This is a genomic window from Thermoanaerobacterium sp. RBIITD, assembly GCF_900205865.1.
Lineage (GTDB): Bacteria > Bacillota > Thermoanaerobacteria > Thermoanaerobacterales > Thermoanaerobacteraceae > Thermoanaerobacterium.
Genome location: NZ_LT906662.1, coordinates 2229484 through 2247307, shown reverse-complemented (window position 1 = coordinate 2247307; position 17824 = coordinate 2229484). Strand labels below are relative to the sequence as shown.

At 33.1% G+C, this 17824-nt stretch carries 11 protein-coding genes; all 11 read right to left on the bottom strand.

Translation table 11 applies throughout. The annotated features are described in order from the left end of the window. Positions 1-13 precede the first annotated feature (13 nt). Positions 14-598 carry an imidazoleglycerol-phosphate dehydratase HisB gene (hisB, locus tag CPG45_RS10880; RefSeq protein ID WP_096231902.1) on the bottom strand — a complete coding sequence of 195 codons (585 nt, stop codon included), beginning with the start codon at positions 596-598 and terminating at the stop codon, positions 14-16. A gap of 49 nt (positions 599-647) precedes the next feature. Next, a complete protein-coding gene (gene hisC, locus CPG45_RS10875) occupies positions 648-1703 on the bottom strand; it encodes a histidinol-phosphate transaminase (RefSeq protein ID WP_096231901.1) in 1056 nt (351 codons plus the stop codon). Continuing rightward, positions 1700-2989, bottom strand: coding sequence for a histidinol dehydrogenase (hisD, locus tag CPG45_RS10870; RefSeq protein ID WP_096231900.1), 1290 nt, complete (start codon positions 2987-2989; stop codon positions 1700-1702). The genes hisC and hisD overlap by 4 nt, the downstream gene beginning before the upstream one ends. 107 nt (positions 2990-3096) lie before the next feature. Further along, the gene (hisG, locus tag CPG45_RS10865; RefSeq protein WP_096231899.1) at positions 3097-3726 is read right to left on the bottom strand and encodes an ATP phosphoribosyltransferase; all 630 of its coding nucleotides are present in this window, start codon (positions 3724-3726) and stop codon (positions 3097-3099) included. Continuing rightward, complete coding sequence (gene hisZ / locus CPG45_RS10860; RefSeq protein ID WP_096231898.1) at positions 3719-4879, bottom strand: ATP phosphoribosyltransferase regulatory subunit; 1161 nt, start codon at positions 4877-4879, stop codon at positions 3719-3721. The genes hisG and hisZ overlap by 8 nt, the downstream gene beginning before the upstream one ends. Positions 4880-5070: 191 nt before the next feature. Next, a complete protein-coding gene (locus CPG45_RS10855) occupies positions 5071-5757 on the bottom strand; it encodes an endonuclease/exonuclease/phosphatase family protein (RefSeq protein WP_096231897.1) in 687 nt (228 codons plus the stop codon). Between the two features lie 126 nt (positions 5758-5883). Next, a complete protein-coding gene (locus CPG45_RS10850) occupies positions 5884-6846 on the bottom strand; it encodes a slipin family protein (protein ID WP_096231896.1) in 963 nt (320 codons plus the stop codon). A gap of 197 nt (positions 6847-7043) precedes the next feature. Further along, positions 7044-7307 (bottom strand): YhfC family glutamic-type intramembrane protease, encoded by a 264-nt coding sequence (locus CPG45_RS10845; protein ID WP_096231895.1) that lies wholly within the window; start codon positions 7305-7307, stop codon positions 7044-7046. Between the two features lie 36 nt (positions 7308-7343). Continuing rightward, complete coding sequence (locus CPG45_RS10840; protein ID WP_096231894.1) at positions 7344-8444, bottom strand: DUF1648 domain-containing protein; 1101 nt, start codon at positions 8442-8444, stop codon at positions 7344-7346. Positions 8445-8505: 61 nt separating this feature from the next. Next, positions 8506-8880: a GntR family transcriptional regulator gene (locus CPG45_RS10835; protein WP_096231893.1), complete on the bottom strand. Its 375-nt coding sequence runs from the start codon at positions 8878-8880 to the stop codon at positions 8506-8508. A gap of 202 nt (positions 8881-9082) precedes the next feature. After that, the gene (locus tag CPG45_RS10830) at positions 9083-17644 is read right to left on the bottom strand and encodes a glycoside hydrolase family 94 protein (protein ID WP_172856646.1); all 8562 of its coding nucleotides are present in this window, start codon (positions 17642-17644) and stop codon (positions 9083-9085) included. Between the last annotated feature and the right edge of the window lie 180 nt (positions 17645-17824).

Here is a 17824-nt window from a genome sequence, read left to right as displayed (position 1 = left end):
AAAGATAGTTTAATTATAAGATTCCCTTTGTGGATGGTACCCCATTAATTCGTTCATCGATTTTCACTGCTTCATCAAGTGCTCTGCCTAATGCCTTAAAAGCTGCTTCAATAATATGATGTGTATTCTTGCCGTGAAGTAGTTCTACATGAAGTGTTATGCCCGAATTAAGTGCAAATGCCCTCAAGAAATCCTCAACCGTCTCTGTTTCAAAATTTCCAAGCACTTGCGCATTTAAATTCATATCATAATATATATAAGGTCTTCCGCTTATATCAGCAACTACTCTTACCAAGGTTTCATCCATTGGAACATATGATACACCATATCTCTTAATAGATTTTTTATCACCGATGGCTTTTAAAAAAGCCTGTCCCAACGTTATGCCAATGTCTTCAACAGTATGGTGAGAATCAACATATAAATCGCCTTTTGCTTTGACATCCAAATCAAAAAGTCCGTGTTTTGAAAATAGTGTAAGCATATGATCAAGAAATCCGACCCCTGTATCGATATCGGAATTTCCACTGCCATCTATATTTATCTTGACTTTTATATCCGTCTCACCTGTTTTTCTTGTGATTTCCCCATATCTCATATTAACTTTCTTCCTTTCAAGATTGCTCAAAATGACACAGTGTTTACATTCATTGCAAAATTTCTTTCAAACATTTTACAAGATAATTATTGGCTTCCCTTGTGCCTATAGTTATGCGAAGTGTTTCATATAGTCCCGGATCTTTTGAGAAATTTCTCACAAGTATGCCACATTTAATAAGCTTATTGTACACATAATCTGCATTATTAAACTTAATAAGTATAAAGTTGGCATTTGAAGGGTATATCTTAATCCCCTGTATTGTATTTAGCTCATTTAAAAGATATTGTCTTTCATTTTTGATGTATTCTACTCTATTTTTTATAACATCACTTTCCAATACATTTAGTGCAATTGCCTGTGATATGCTATTTACATTATATGGCGATTTAACCATGCTAAGGCATTTTACTGTTTCAACATTTGCAACAAGGTAGCCAACTCTAAGGCCAGCAAGTCCATATGCCTTTGAAAGTGTCCTTAGGACAATAAGATTTTCATAATCTTTTATTAAATCAACAACTGTTTCACCATAAAACTCATAATATGCTTCATCAACAACAGTAAGCCCATGATTATGTTTTAGTATCTTTATAATATCTTCTTTACTAATGACAGTGCCAGTAGGATTATTAGGAGTGCATAAAATTGTAACTTTTGGATTATATTTTTTAATAGCATTTATGAATTTATCTGCATCGTATGAATAATCATCATTTAAACTTATCTCAATTCGATTTGCACCAGCTATCTGTGCATATACTTTATACATGCTAAATGATGGCATAGGATATATTACATAATCATTAACATCGACAAAGGCATTCATAATAATGTGGATAAGCTCATCAGAGCCATTGCCAACCATTATATTTTCAGGCAAAACACCACAATATTCAGAAAGTCTCTTTTTTAATTTCATACTAACAGGATCAGGGTATCTATTGACATTTGCATTACATACTATTTCTTGCAGGTTTTCAATAGTTGTCTCGGGGAGTTTAAAAGGAATTTCATTTGCATCCATCTTGTACTTACACTCAATATTGTAAACTTCATAATTCTTAAATCTCTTTATTTCTTCTCTCAGTAGATCGCTAATCATCTTTTATACCTCACTTTTATAGAATTAGCATGTGCATCAAGGCCCTCTGATTCCGCAAGTTCTATAATGTCATCTGATACACTTTTTAAAGACTCCTTATCATAGTATAAAATGCTCATTTTTTTTATAAAATCATCAACAGAAAGTGGTGAAAAAAATCTTGCCGTCCCGCTTGTCGGCAGTACATGATTTGGTCCTGCCATATAATCACCAAGGGGTTCCGGTGAATTCTCCCCAAGAAATACTGCACCGGCATTTTTTATCCCGCCAATCATTTCAAATGGATTTTTTATATCAAGTTCGAGATGCTCTGGTGCGATCTGGTTTGCTATCTCGATTGCATCATCTAATTCCTTGACAATTATTATAGCTCCATAATCTTCTATAGATTTATTAATGATATCTTTTCGCTTTAAGTATTGCATTTGTCTTTCAATTTCTGATGATACATCCCTCGACAATTCATATGATGTTGTTACAAGCATCGCCGATGCCATAGGGTCGTGTTCAGCCTGTGAGAGGAGATCTGCTGCAACATATGTTGGATTTGCATATTCGTCTGCAATTACAAGTACTTCACTGGGCCCTGCCACCATATCAATATCTACATATCCGTACAACGATCTTTTTGCCATTGCAACATATATATTCCCTGGGCCGACTATTTTATCTACTTTTGGTATGGATTTTGTACCGAAAGCAAGTGCAGCAACAGCCTGTGCACCACCAACTTTATAAATTTTACATATTCCGATTTCATTTGCCGCAACAAGCACATATGGATTTAGCCCATCTTTACCAGGTGGAGTAACCATAATAATCTCCTTTACACCAGCGACTTTGGCAGGTATTGCATTCATTAAAACAGAAGATGGGTATGAAGCGGTCCCACCAGGAACATATATCCCTACTTTTTCAAGTGCCCTAACTTTCTGACCGTAGACTATGCCACCTTTAAAATCCATCCATGTTTTTTGTTTTTGATTTTCATGGTATTCTGTTATATTTTTTATTGCCTTTCTAATCGCATTAATAAAGCTCATGCCAACTTTATTGTATGCATCATCTATCTCTTCTTTCTCAACCTCAAAAGAATTGTCATCAATTGTAACACCATCAAATTTTAATGTATAGCTAGATAAAGCCTTGTCACCATACGTTTTTACATTTTCTATGATTTCGTCAACACTCTTAACTATATCTTTTCTTTCGAGTTTAGACCTGTTTGATAATCTTTTAAAAATGCTTTCATCTATTTTATCTCGAAAATCATATATTTTTATCACGTTATATTCATTCCCTTCGCTATGCAAAAATTTTTTATTAGTAAATATTGCTTTAATGCCACATTTTTATAGTTTCCATAAAACAACAAAATTAAATTAAGTATTATCTAATTATCAACAGCATTTTTTAATATATATATGATTTCTTTCACTCTGTCGCTTTTTGTTTTCATACTAGCTTTATTCACAATAAGCCTTGCACTTGATGAAAATATTTCTTCATAGATTGTTAAACCATTTTCCCTAAGGGTAGTACCTGTTTCGACAATATCGACAATTACTTCAGATAATCCTACAATCGGTGCTAATTCGACAGATCCATTGAGTTTAATAATCTCGACATTCTCACCTTTTTTTCTATAAAATTCTTCTGCTATTGCTGGAAATTTAGTTGCTACCCTTTTATTGCTTAAAAAATTATCTTTTCTCGCTTTAGGACCTGCAACAACCATTTTGCATTTGCCAAATTTTAAATCCAACACTTCATAGCAATCACGGTTTAATTCTAATAATACATCTTTTCCGCAAACACCTATATCTGCTGCACCATGCTCAACATATGTTGGTACATCTGTGGGCTTAACCAATATAAATTTTAGATGACTTCCCATATCATATATAACAAGTTTTCTCGATATATCATTTAAAAGATTTTGCGAAAGTCCGCAAGACGTAAAAAGCTCAAAAGACTTTTCCGCCATCCTTCCCTTTGGTAGAGCAATCGTTATGTTATCCATCATATTCACCTATTTCTATGATTTCATCAAACTTTTTCTTCTTTAAATAATTCATATCATCATTATTAATAAGTTCTGCAATCTTTCCTTCTTTCCTCAATTTCAATGCCAACTTATATGCTTTTTTCCTATTTTCATTTGTATGGATAATTCCAACACTGTAGGGTTTCTTTGTATAATCTACACTTTGATTTTGAAGTGCTAACATAGCTCTCTCTACGCTTATGGCAAATCCAGTCGCGGGAAGATTTTTACCGTAATTGTATAGAAGATTATCATATCTACCGCCTGCACAAATGGCATAGCCCAGATCTTTTACAAATATCCTGAAAATGAGACCTGTGTAATAGTCAATGCTCTGTACCATACCAAGGTCAAACATTACATAGTCCTCCATACCATAATCTTTTAACATATCATACACATGCTCTAAATATCCAAGTGCTTCCTGAGCTTTTTCTATCTTATATACATCTTTTGCCTTTTTTATAACTTCAATATCACCGAAAAGCAGTGGGAGGTTCACAATATATTCAAAATTAACTCCTTTAATATTATTCTTTTCAAGGAAATACTCTATTTCAGACTGATTCTTCTGCTCTAACAATTCTTTTAGGACTTGTTCATCATCCTTTTTAAGATTTAATTCAGCAAGAACCGATTTAAAAAATTCAACTTGTCCTATATCAACCTTAAAATCCTTTATTCCTACGTTTTTTAAAGATTCTACCGCAACCGCTATACATTCAGCATCTGAATATTCGTGATTCTTACCTATAAGCTCGATTCCCGCCTGTGTGAATTCCCTCATTCGGCCAACTTGAGGATTATCATAGCGAAAAACATTCGCTATGTAGCAAAATTTTACAGGATAATCACTATACTTCGTTGCAGCAATTCTTGCAATCTGCGTCGTGACATCCGGCCTCAATGCTAAAATATTTCCTTTTTTATCGAAAAACCTATAGAGATTATTTTTATCAAATATAAGTCCAGAAGTATTGCTAAAATTTTCACTGTATTCAAAAGTAGGAGGCATTATTTCCTCATAGCCGGAAGTCTCAAAAGTTTTTCTCAATATTTCTTCTATATTATGTTTAAACCTGTATTCCTCAGGTAGAAAATCCTGTACACCATCAGGTAAATAATTCATTAAAACACCTCACAATCAAATTCCATATAAGCATTGCACTTTAATATGGTAAATTGATAAAGTGCGGAAATTTGTTATATTAATTTTAAATTATTTTATTAGATGTGTCAAGTAGTTTTAAAAGACACGTAAATAAGAGGACAGGTGCAACGTTTGATGTAAAAACAAGATACCTGTCCTCTTATTTGAATTTAAATTGTCAATGATGTTATCACAGGGAAATGGTCTGATAGATCCGTTTTAATCGCTTTAATTGATTCAGCCATTATATCTCTTGAATGCATTATATAATCTATTCTGACTGGTTTATCACCATCCATATATGAAAAATAATCAGATTTTGAACTATAAATTGCATCAATAAGAGTGTCTTTTAGAATTGAATAGGCTTTTCCAGATGGTGTCTCATTAAAATCACCAGTCAAAATTATATTCCCCTTAAAATTTTCCATCGCCTTTATTATATCTTCAACCTGCTTAACTCTTTCATCACTATTTAATCCAAGATGTGCCGTCATGAAGCATAATTTTTCACCATAAAGTTCTATTAATGATGTTAGCAATCCTCTTCTTTCACCTTTTGAATATAGATGATAGTTTTTATTTTCCTTAATTTTATATCTGCTTAATATTCCATTTCCGAAAGATCCAAACCCTAGCCTAATATTTGGTCCATATGCATAGTACATTCCTAGCTTCTTTGATAAGTATTTTATCTCATTTTTAAAATAGGAACGATTAACATGGAAATCTACTTCCTGGAGTCCAACTATGTCTGCTTTATTTTCTCTTATTAAATTTGCAATGCCATATAGTGTAAGTCTATCATTAATGTCCTTTCCACCGTGGATATTGTATGTCATTACATTTATCTTCATAAATATCCCTTCATTTAAATCCTAATTAATTCAACAATCTTTATTTACAGTTATATTTTATGATATTTTTTAGATAACAGTATTAAAATTAGAATTCGATAAATCGAACTCCTATAAACCATTTTTCTATTCCTCATTATTACTGTTTTGTTCGGATAGTTTCTTAAATACGTTCAAAAGCTCTATTGGAAGAGGAAACAATATAGTAGAATTCTTTTCAGCTGCTATTTCAGGCAATGTCTGTAAATATCTTAATTGGATTGCAGCTGGTTCTTTTGAAATAACCTGTGCTGCCTCCATAAGTTTTTGTGATGCTTGGAATTCACCATCAGCAGATATAACTTTTGCGCGTCTTTCTCTTTCTGCTTCAGCTTGTTTTGCCATAGCCCTCTTCATTGTATCGGGAAGCTCTATGCTCTTTATTTCAACCATAGTAACTTTAATGCCCCATGGATCTGTTGCCTCATCAAGTAATTGCCTCAATTTTTCATTTAGTTCCGCACGCTTAGAAAGCATCTCGTCAAGTTCATGCTGACCAAGTATAGACCTTAGAATCGTTTGTCCCAATAATGTTGTACTCTGTGTGTAATTTGCGACCTTGGTTATTGCAAGAATAGGGTCAAATACATTGAAGTATACAACAGCATCAACGAAAACAGGAACATTATCCTTTGTTATAATCTCTTGTTTTGCGACGTCTATTGTAAATGTCCTTAAATCTACTTTTATAACTCTATCGATTCCAAAGGGGAATATTACGTTAAAGCCAGGTCCTAACAATCCTGATAATTTACCAAAACGGAATAGGACGCCCCTCTGATATTCTGTTATTACTTTTACCATGCCAGGAAGTATTATAAATGGTACGATTGCTAATATGAAATCAACAATTGCAAAAGCCGGATTCATATTTTGTAGTGATATTATGTCAATTATACACCAAATTATAAAGGTTATGAGCATGAAATAAAAATTAGCAAAGATCTTTCTTGCAGCAGCTATTGCCATCCACACGATCCACCATATGCCCTCAATGGCAAATATGACCATAAAGACCGTACTTATAATCGTAATAGTTGAACTATCCATAAAATCTCTCCTCTCTAAAATATTATCCCTTTATACTAATACTAGCCTTATAAATATTTATGTCAATAGACTATAAGTAAATTTTTCGTAAATTTATTCTTTTCGATAGATTTCAACTCAAATTATCATATCAACTGTTAAATTGTTCCATATGAAACAATTTTGTAACTTTTTAGAGACTATTTGTACCTGGTTTTTCAAATATCATTTTTTGATTTTATTATATAGGCATACGATAATATTGCCATTATAAATAAAACTATCTCAACTATAAAAATACTTGTAATTACTTTGGCTTGATATAAACCTGCCACAATATCTGTTATAAAGTGTGCTAATAAAGCATATATAAAATACCTATATTTTCCACTCCTAATGCTGTATAAAACTAAAATAGATAAAGCAATTTGCAGTGTAAAAGCAAATAATCTCTCTAAACCGTTTAGTAAAAATAGAAAAATGTATTACTTATCATTATAAATTCCCCCTAATCAAAATTATTTCATCAAATACATTGGAAGTAATATTATTGCCACCATTATAAGTATAAAAATAATCATTCCAATCCATACGATAGGGTTTCCATAGTTTACCGTCCAACCAACGCCAAATCTTTTTTCGAGAAATATTGCGGGATCATCAGGATTATAGTAAAACAAACCCAATTTCCAATATTTATCATCGTCTCTGTTAAAAGATTTTGTGCTTTTATCCTCTCCTTCGATCCTAATTCTTTCACCACCTTGGCCAGTTATTATTGCTAAAACTATCGGAACAATAATAATGATGGTTGTTACTATGACGATTAACATATTTGCTAAATTTATTTCCTTTAATATACCCCATACCATAAATGCAGCTAGCATAAAAATTTTACTTATTATTACGGCAGTAATTATTATCATTCCCGACCATAACTTCCTAAATCTCAAATTTTTTTCTATAGAAGCCTCTGGATTTGATGGATCCACCTGCTGCTTTGCACTTTCGATTGCTTTATAACATACAAACATTATTCCAATAATAAAAAATTGGATAATATTTATAAAAAAAGCTGAGCCTATGGATTTCTTTGCATATGAATCAACAATACCTTGTGAATTAAAATGCATTGGTATCTTGGAAGGCAAATATGGATACACATAAATTCCTACAATAACAGTAAAAATAAAAATTAAGGCAGGTATTATAAACCATAATGGCGATACAACGACAGGTTTCTTTCTAAAATCAATATCTACAACAGCTGCTTGTTTTTTGTCTTTGCTCCACTCTTTTTCAGCTTTCAACGCAGCCACCTGTGAATGTGCTCTTAAATAAGATATATACATTAAAATTATTTCAATGAAAAAACCGCCAATTGCTATATTGATATTTTTAAGTTTTAATACTAATATAGCAAGCAAAACAATGCTTGATATCAAAAAATTATAGACATAGCTTCTTCTTATCTTTTGAATTTCTTTATCATTCGAGTATTCTTTTGGTACATAAACACCGAATATAATATTTTTTCGTGTAACATATGGTGTTATACACCCTACTATAATTATTACAACATATGTTATAAATATACTAATATAACTTAAAACATCCAATTTATGATACCTCCTAGTATTCATTTAATTAAATAAGATTATGATATTGACATAAAGTATTTCACCCTTTAAATTGTCTTAATATCTCTCCACATATTTTCATTATCTCCTCATGTGTCATTCCTCTACAATATGCATCAGCCAATATTGGACTAATTTGATTCTTATAATTTCCTATAAACTTCTCATCTACAACAGCATTTTTGCAAACGACATATCCCTTCCTCCTGTGCACAATCAGATATCCTTCATCCTTCAATATGTCAAATGCCTTTTTTACTGTATGAAGATTTATACCAAAATCTCCTGCCAATTGCCTTATAGATGGTAATGAATCACCTTCCTTTATTTTTCCTAATGCAATACCCTCTACTATTTGATTTCTAATTTGTACATATATAGGTATCTCTGATTCGAATTCTATCTTTAAAAACACCGATTTTTCACCTCAGTTGTTCTATCTGTTATATATATGATATAACAGATAGAACAAAAAGTCAATAAGAATATAAAAATAAATTAAAATAAATATAAATTATAAAACTTATTTGTTTCGCATTTATAAAAAGCAATAATAGACGAAATATTTTCCAATGCGAAATAAAAAAGTAGGACAAAGAACAGTCCTTGTCCCACTACTATATCTTTGCAGCTACCTTTGTTCCAAGATTAACTACTACACTATGAACTTTATTATCATCAATTAGTTTTACCTTTTTATCATCAATAAGTTTTTCATCAACATATACCTCCTGAACACCTTTATTTATGCCTTCAGGATTATTTACCTTGATGATATACTTTGTTTTGTCCTTATACATATATTCAATTTTGTAATTTTTCCATGACTTATTAATGCATGGATCGATAATTAAGGTATCACCTATTTTCTTAAACCCCAGTATATGCTCGATGCCGACTCTATACATCCAACCAGATGAACCCGTATACCATGTCCAACCACCTCTGCCGACATTTGGTTCGACTGCATAAACATCAGCTGCCATTACATATGGTTCAACTTTGTATTTTGCACATTCGATAGGCGTCCTTGTATGATTTATGGGGTTTATCATGCTATAAAGCTTACAAGCCATATCACCATCACCGATCACAGCATATGCCATTATAGCCCAAATTGCTGCATGTGTATACTGTCCCCCATTTTCTCTTACACCTGGCACATACCCTTTAATATATCCTGGATTAAGGTCGCCTTTATCAAACGGAGGTGACAAAAGCTTTATAAGAGCATTATCATAATCAATCAAGTAGTTTTCTAATGCATCAAGCGCTTCTTTTACCCTCTCTTTCTTAGCCGCACCTGATATAGCAGCCCATGACTGTGCAATTGAATCTATCTTGCATTCACTGTTTATACTTGAGCCAAGCGGTACACCATCATCAAAGTATGCTCTTCTGTACCAGCTTCCGTCCCAACCATTTTCTTCTATTGAGTTAATTATATCCATGGCTATATTTTTATATTTTTCTGCTTTTTCATTATCATTATTTTTAAAGCATAAAGGAATAAATTTTTTGAGTGTAACATACATAAACCATCCAAGCCATATGCTCTCACCTTTCCCTTTATTTCCGACCATGTTCATTCCATCATTCCAATCACCAGAACCCATTAGCGGTATTCCATGTTTACCAAATCTCAATGAATGTTCAATCGCCCTAATGCAGTGTTCATAAACCGTCCCTGTCTCTTCTGCAATCCTCGGTTTATTATATCTTTCATCTTCACCATCTTTTAAAGGTTCATCTTCAATGAAGGGCATCTCAACATCTAGAACTTTATTGTCACCAGTTACATTGACATAGTCTGCAACAGCATATGGTAGCCACAATAAATCATCCGAGTACCTTGTTCTTATACCCCTGTCTGTTCCCGGATGCCACCAATGCATTACATCTCCTTCTTTGTATTGATGTGCACAAGCATTTAATATTTGCGCTCTCGTAAGCTCCGGTGCAATATAAACTACATTCATGGTATCCTGCAACTGGTCTCTGAAACCATATGCGCCGCCAGATTGATAAAATGCTGACCTTGCCCATATTCTGCATGATATTGTCTGGTACAATAACCAACCGTTTAGCAAAAGGTCCATTGATTTATCAGGTGTGCTTACTTTTATTGTACTCACAAAATTTCCCCAAAAAGTATCAACATATTTCAAAGCTTCTTTTGAATTATTTAAATCTTTGTAATATTTTATAATTCTATTCACATCCTCATTGGATGTACCAGTACCAAGCATAAATATAATCTCTTTTTCTTCATCCTCTCTTAATTCGACATCAATTTGTATAGCTGCACATGGATTATATCCGGCACCGGCATTATTCGATAAGGATTCTTTTTTTAATGATTCTGGTCGTTTGATGTCAAAATCTGATCCAAGAAATTCCGACAAATTTCCCGTATATGAACGTATATTGCCAGATGTGCTAATGAAAGATATCCTATTTGGAAAATCTTCATTGTACATATTCCTTATTAGAAGTGCACCCAAACCTTTATCCATTTCCGTCACTATATATGGCGATGTCATACTATCAAATACACCAAGTACAGGCTTTACATAGTAGTAGAGGCTCAATTTTCTATTTTTATGGCTTAAATTTTTGAGCTTTACCATAGTTATCTTAACAGTATCATTCATTGGTACAAACTCAAGCATATCCTGCTTTATTTCCGAGCTTACATGTCTAAAAACGGTATGACCAAAGCCATGCTCAACAATATATGGTTCATCTTCTCTTATGGGCTTTGGTGTGATTGTCCAATATTTTCCTGTAAAATCATCCCTTAAATATAATATCTCACCACTTTCATCTAAAACAGGATCATTCGACCATGGTGTAAGCTTATACTCCCTGCTATTTTCGGACCATGTAAAACCACTTCCTGACTCTGATACCTGAAATCCAAATTTATAATTCGAAATAACATTTATCCATGGAACGGGTGTTTCTTTTTTATCTTCTAAACATATGATGTAACTATGTCCATCATCAGAAAATCCACCACATCCATTATCATATTCCAAGTAAACATGCGTTTGTAGCACAGGATAATTAACATCGACTTTTTCCGGCCATTCAATATACCTTTCATCATCATTAGCTATATCGAGCTTTATTTGCTCAGATATTGGCATATCACCTTTTAACGATAGCCTTGCGACAGTATTTAAAAGCACAATATCTTCTTGGGGCATACTGCTCTTTTGTAACAAGAAGATGCCACCATAACTTCCTACAATATTGTACGCAAAACTTCCGTTTATCACGTCTTTTATCTTGTCATTTAATGCATCGATATAACCGCCTTTATCGCTATTTAAAACGACAAGGTCCACAAGAATGCCTTTCATCCTCCAATATTCATGTGCTTTTAAAAGCTGTTTCAATATTGGAAGTTCTTCCTTTTTGCCGATCTCCATAAGTACAATAGGAATATCACCAGAGATTCCATATGCCCAAAGTCCGGATTGTCCTTTTTCGTTCTTTAATATATATTCTTCCTTCTTCATCCTTATAGGGCTTAAAAAGATTATATGCGGCAGCATACGCTGGAAAAGATTAAGCTCATCCGATTTTAAGTTGAGATAGTCAAGCTCGACTTTTCCTCTTGATAAAGACATCTCAAAAGCTCTTTCGGTAGCTCCAACATCTTTGTATTTTTCTGCAAGTTTTAAAACCTCATTTTTTGAATCTCCTATTGCAGTAATAAAAATTACCATCGCCGTTTGGCCTGGACTTAATCTTATCCTTTTTCTTAATGACATAATAGGATCAAGTACAGACCCATCCGAATTTGATAGGGGTCTATCTGGCTCAAGTGCAATTGGATTTTTAAGTGTCCTTCCTCTGCCTATAAACTTTACCCTATCTGTTTCAAACTGTGTATCGCCTACTGTTTCACCACCTTCTACAGTTACCGCATGTGATGCCCAAACAGATGGTTTACTTAAGTCCCTCGGCCGTCTTTTTGCTATTATTGTGTCACTGCTGTATAAATTTTCAGTTTTTATGAATAACTTATTAAAAGCTGGGTGCGCTATGTCAGCATTAATATCACTTAAAACAGGTTCCAAGTAACTGGTTATTTCTAATGTCCTGGAATGCTGGCTGTGGTTTTTTAGCGTTACACGTCTTATTTCAGCATTATCTTCAGGGGAGACTATAATCTCTGTCTCTGTATCAATATTCCCAACCCTCTTGTAAAACTTCGCCATATCTTGTGTAAAAACAACTTTATACTTTTCATTTTTCTCCAAAAATGGTGCATGTGTAGCAGACCAAGTTGTATTCGAATTTATGTTCTGTATAAATATAAATGTCCCGTCTAACTCACCTAATTTATTTCTCCACCTTGTAACTGATATCCCTTCTTTTTTGCTGTAACCAGTACCTCTATCTGTTAACACTACTGAATAGTCGCCGTTAGAGATAATATGAACTTCTGGAAGGGGCTTTTCAAACTCTTCTATCACTCTTACGGTCTTTACATCTTCCTTTGATAGCTCTTCGAATTTCCTTTGTGCTTCTATCTCTTCCCTCATCACCATCGTTCCATCGGGTATTCTCTCTTGTAACAATATTTCAGCTGCTTTTATATGTGGATCCGAATGAAACCTTCTCTGCATTATATTCCCATTTATAAAATTATTCAATGCCAATAAGCTCATGCCTAAGTGATGCGACATAAAGCTTTTGACTATCGCATATTTTTTCCCATATGGTATCCTCTCAGGTGTAAAATCAATAGCTTCATACAATCCGTATTTTCCCAGCATACCAAGCTTATTAAGTTTCTCTATATTTGTAACGACAGATTGCGGATCAACTGGCAAAGCCAATATTGTTCCATATGGTGCTATTACAAGGTCATGTGATAATCCTCTTTTTAGGCCAAGGCCTGGAACACCAAATGCTTTATATTGGTAATTTAATCTAATGTCGAAGGAGTAAAAGCCTGATTCTGATATTCCCCATGGTATATTATATTTTTTGGCGTATTTCTTCTGCATTGTTACAACAAACTTATATGTCTCATCTATGAGAGTATTTTTGTAATTTCTCATTATTAGAAGCGGCATAAAATACTCAAACATAGTTCCTGACCATGAGACAAGACCTTTTAAGTTACTCTCGGCTGTCACCATTCTTCCCATCCTAAACCAATGCTTCATGTCAACTTCCTTTTTTGCTATCGCTATAAAGCTTGCTTGCCTTGCTTCAGACGCAAACAAATCATAATATGATTTTGTCAGTTTTTCATCCTCTATATTGTAGCCGATAGAAAAAAGCTGTCTTCTCGAATCAAATAGTGGTCTAAATTCGGTTGCATCTATCAAATTCTGTAATCTATCAATCAAATGGTGAATTCTCTCTAAGATTTCATTTGTCTTATTAAATGCCGTCATTATTTTATTATTGTCATAATTCTCATCTGAATCTATTAGCTTTTTATATGCCAAATTAAGACCTTCTAATGAAAGGTCATCTAATAAATTCTTGTATATTCCGTGATTATCAATGTTTTTGGTCCACGGTATTAACTCATCTATTTCTTTTTTATATAAAGCAATAGTATCCTTTGTTTTTTGATACCAGCCATTCTCATCATCTGTTTTAATTCTTTCAATTTTATCCTCCAACATATCCAAATAATGGTTCCAATCGTATATATTAAAATCATCTTTTAAATAATAATCTTTTATCTTCAAATCTGGTATATCCTCATTGAGGATATCAATTAAATCCACTAATCCTTCATACAGACCTTCTATCAAAGGCTTTTCTATAATCTCCTTCAGTCCTTCTTTAAGCACAATCAAATACCCTACAAGATTTCCGCTATCAACCGTTGATACATACAAAGGCCTCAGTGGTTCTAATGTATCTGTTTTATACCAGTTGTAAAGATGACCATGCCATTTCTCCATCTTCTCAATCGTTCTTATTGTATTTTCTATTCTATCGATCATTTCTACTGTGCCAATAAATCCAAAATCCCTTGCAGCTATTGTAGATGAAAGATATAAGCCGATATTTGTTGGTGACGTCCTTTCGGCTATACCGGCATATGGGTCTAGCTGAAAATTATCTGGTGGAAGATAATTTTCTTTTTCCGTCACAAAATCTTCAAAATATCTCCATGTCCTTCGCGCTATTTTTCTCAACTCTTTAATATTTGATTCTGATAATTCGACATCATGGTCTACCTTAGGATAGCTTACAATATATGCTACATATGGCGACATTATCCATAAAACAGAGATAGCAAAAACGTAATAAAACATATTGGGTTTAAAATACCCACTAGCTATAATAAATGCTAATGCAATTGTGATAGATATCCACATTTTGCTTAAAAAACTAAGAAGATCGTTTTTAAGACGCCTTTCCATGTCTGCTGCAGTAACCCATTCAAGCAAATTGCGTTTCGATACAAAGACCCTATACAATGTTCTAATTATAGCATCTGTCATCATATATCCTTGATATGGAAGGAAAGCAAACTGTAACAAACTACTGTAAAATGAATTCTTTATTCCAGTAGTAATCACATTATCGCGGCTTCCTGTATTCACTCTTACTTTACCTATACATGTATCTAATACGCTAGCTAAAAACGGCATAAACATTACTAACATTGATAACCCCAAGCTTAATAATCCATTAATTGGCGACAAAACACCTAAAAATAATAGTAATATAGTAAAAGGCGCAACAAGGCTTCTCCTTAGATTATCTATAATTTTCCACTTAGATATAGTTGATAAAGGATTTTCAATCAATTTTCCCTCTCTATTTCTAATTCTTTTGAAAAGCCATGGTATAAGCTGCCAGTCACCCCTAACCCATCTGTGAAGTCTCATCATGTATGAATTGTACTTTGCTGGAAAACCGTCAATTAACAAAATATCTGTAACAAGGCCAGCTCTTACAAATGAACCTTCTAATAGGTCATGGCTTAAAACAGCATTATCTGGTATCAAATCTCTAAGTATGTTTCTAAATACATCCACATCATATATGCCTTTTCCTGTAAATATTCCCTCGCCGAAAAGGTCTTGATACACATCGGATACTGCAGTTGTGTAAGGATCTATCCCACCTTGACCTGCGAAAATCTTTGAAAATCTTGTTGTATTGGCAGATACAATATCTACACCAATTCTCGGCTGCAAAAGCCCATACCCTTCAACGACAATATTTCTTTCTCTGTCAATTACCGCCTTATTCAAAGGATGCATCATTGTTCCTACGAGCTTTTTAGCTGTATCCATTGTAAGATTTGTGTCTGCATCAAGAGTTATCACGTATTTTATATGTGGTAATTTATCTATTTCTTCTGTACTTTTTATATTATAACTTGTGTCATTTGAGCCATTCAAAAGCTCGTTAAACTCAACAATTGCACCTCTTTTTCTTTCCCATCCCATAAATGACTCTTGCATTTTGCAAAAGATTCTCTTCCTATGAAAGTAGAAAAATACATCTTTCTCAGGAGAATATTTTTTATTTAGCTTTTTAATCCCATTTAGAGCACTCTCGACTATTTTATCGTCATCTGGTAGTTTTTCTTCCTTAGTATCTTTAAAATCCCCAACCAGTGCAAAATATAGATTCTTTTCCTTATTTGCAATATAGATTACTTCAAGCTGCGACAAAAGTTCTTTAACCCTTTTTACACTTGTGAGCAATGTCGGTATTATTACCATTGTAGCAGAATCATCAGGTATGCCATTTTTTAGCTCAATCTTTGGTATGATTGTAGGCTTATTTATGTGCATCAAAGTCCAATTTACTGCTTGCACTGCTATTTCGCTTACGGGTATTAAAGATACAGCCACCATTATTACAAGATTTGATGCACTTATACCTACTTTCATTGACAACAGTGCTATAGCGCAAATAAAAATGACTGTTAACGCTATTATAGAAGAAATATAAAATGCTGCAGGATATTTTTTAATAAGCCTTCTAATTCTTATATTGCTTTTGTTGTGGTCAAGTTTACTTTCCAGTATGCTTTTACCTTTACCTATTATATAAAACCCAACATGATTTATATAACCCGGCTTATTATTGTCATTTAATACTTCCTTCGCACATTCAATTGCTTTTCTTGCAACAAATGTCTCTGATGTATTATACCTTTTGGCGATCTTCTCTACCTCATGTCTATAGTAGTCCCTTGATTCAAAATCCATCGCGGGATATGTACCATCTGGGTCCTGTCTTAAAATCTGTTCAACATTGCTAAGCCTTTCAAAAATCTGTGCCCAGTCAAGCGTAGAAACATATTTAAGGCTTGTAATGGCATTTCCAATAGAAACCTGTCGTGCCGCCAGTATCTGATGGTCAATCTCTACAATGTTAGTTATATTTGTATCATATTCCTGAAGAATCCTATCTATATATTGAATCAATATTGTGGTATCATCGCTATTCATCCTTATTCTTTGTAGCAGTCTTTCAAAAAATGATGTAGGTATCCTTTCAACTGTAATTACTTTTTCATGTATTAATTTTTTAACATCTTCAAAAGAAATATTTTTATTTGATAATAAAATATTAGCTACTTCATCCGCTTTATGCCATTGTTTTTGAGTAACGATTATCTTCTCTGAACTTCTCTTTATATTTTCAATTAGTGCAATGCGGATCATCAACCCAAGTGCCCATAGCTCACCACTTGATAAAAGAGATTTAGATTGATATGCATTGATGAAATTCAAAACAGTATCTTCATCAATCCTACCATCTGTATGTGATACTAATTCAAGCGCAATTGCATATACCCTTGGATATCCTTTTAAAATGCTGTTTTTAAGCCCTGGCAATCCTGAATAATATCCTTTTGATAGGCTTCTCCTTATCTCCTTTACCTGCTCTTCAATTATGTAAAAATTATCCAACAGCCATTCAGCATCTTGTGATATTGATTGTGTATCTTCACCGGTATTTATACTTCTATATACGGATTTTATGTAATTATAGCTTTTATTCATGCGGGGTATTAGCATATAGTTAAGCTTTGTATCTTTTATTAAATAATGATTTTGTGCTAAATCCTGTGCGTGTTTCATTAATTCTTCTTGATTTAGCAAAACATCATTTAATTCTCTTTCATCGACAATATCTCTTCTAAAATATTTATCTAAAATCATTAATAATACAAATGCAAGTAAAACCCCAATCGATACATGTGCTAATGTTGTAAAATCCAAGAAAAACTCATCTCCTTTATCCCAAAATATTACGATAAAATTATTATTCCCAATTTAATATTATTTTTAACTCAAAAAGGCATAAAAATAAGGCACATATTATTATGTACCTTTTTTTCA

Coding starts and splice junctions, on each gene's coding strand:
- hisB (WP_096231902.1), bottom strand. CDS start 598: ATGAGATATGGGGAAATCACAAGAAAAACAGGTGAGACGGATATAAAA.
- hisG (WP_096231899.1), bottom strand. CDS start 3,726: ATGGATAACATAACGATTGCTCTACCAAAGGGAAGGATGGCGGAAAAG.
- CPG45_RS10830 (WP_172856646.1), bottom strand. CDS start 17,644: ATGATTTTAGATAAATATTTTAGAAGAGATATTGTCGATGAAAGAGAA.
- hisZ (WP_096231898.1), bottom strand. CDS start 4,879: ATGAATTATTTACCTGATGGTGTACAGGATTTTCTACCTGAGGAATAC.
- CPG45_RS10850 (WP_096231896.1), bottom strand. CDS start 6,846: ATGGATAGTTCAACTATTACGATTATAAGTACGGTCTTTATGGTCATA.
- CPG45_RS10855 (WP_096231897.1), bottom strand. CDS start 5,757: ATGAAGATAAATGTAATGACATACAATATCCACGGTGGAAAGGACATT.
- hisC (WP_096231901.1), bottom strand. CDS start 1,703: ATGATTAGCGATCTACTGAGAGAAGAAATAAAGAGATTTAAGAATTAT.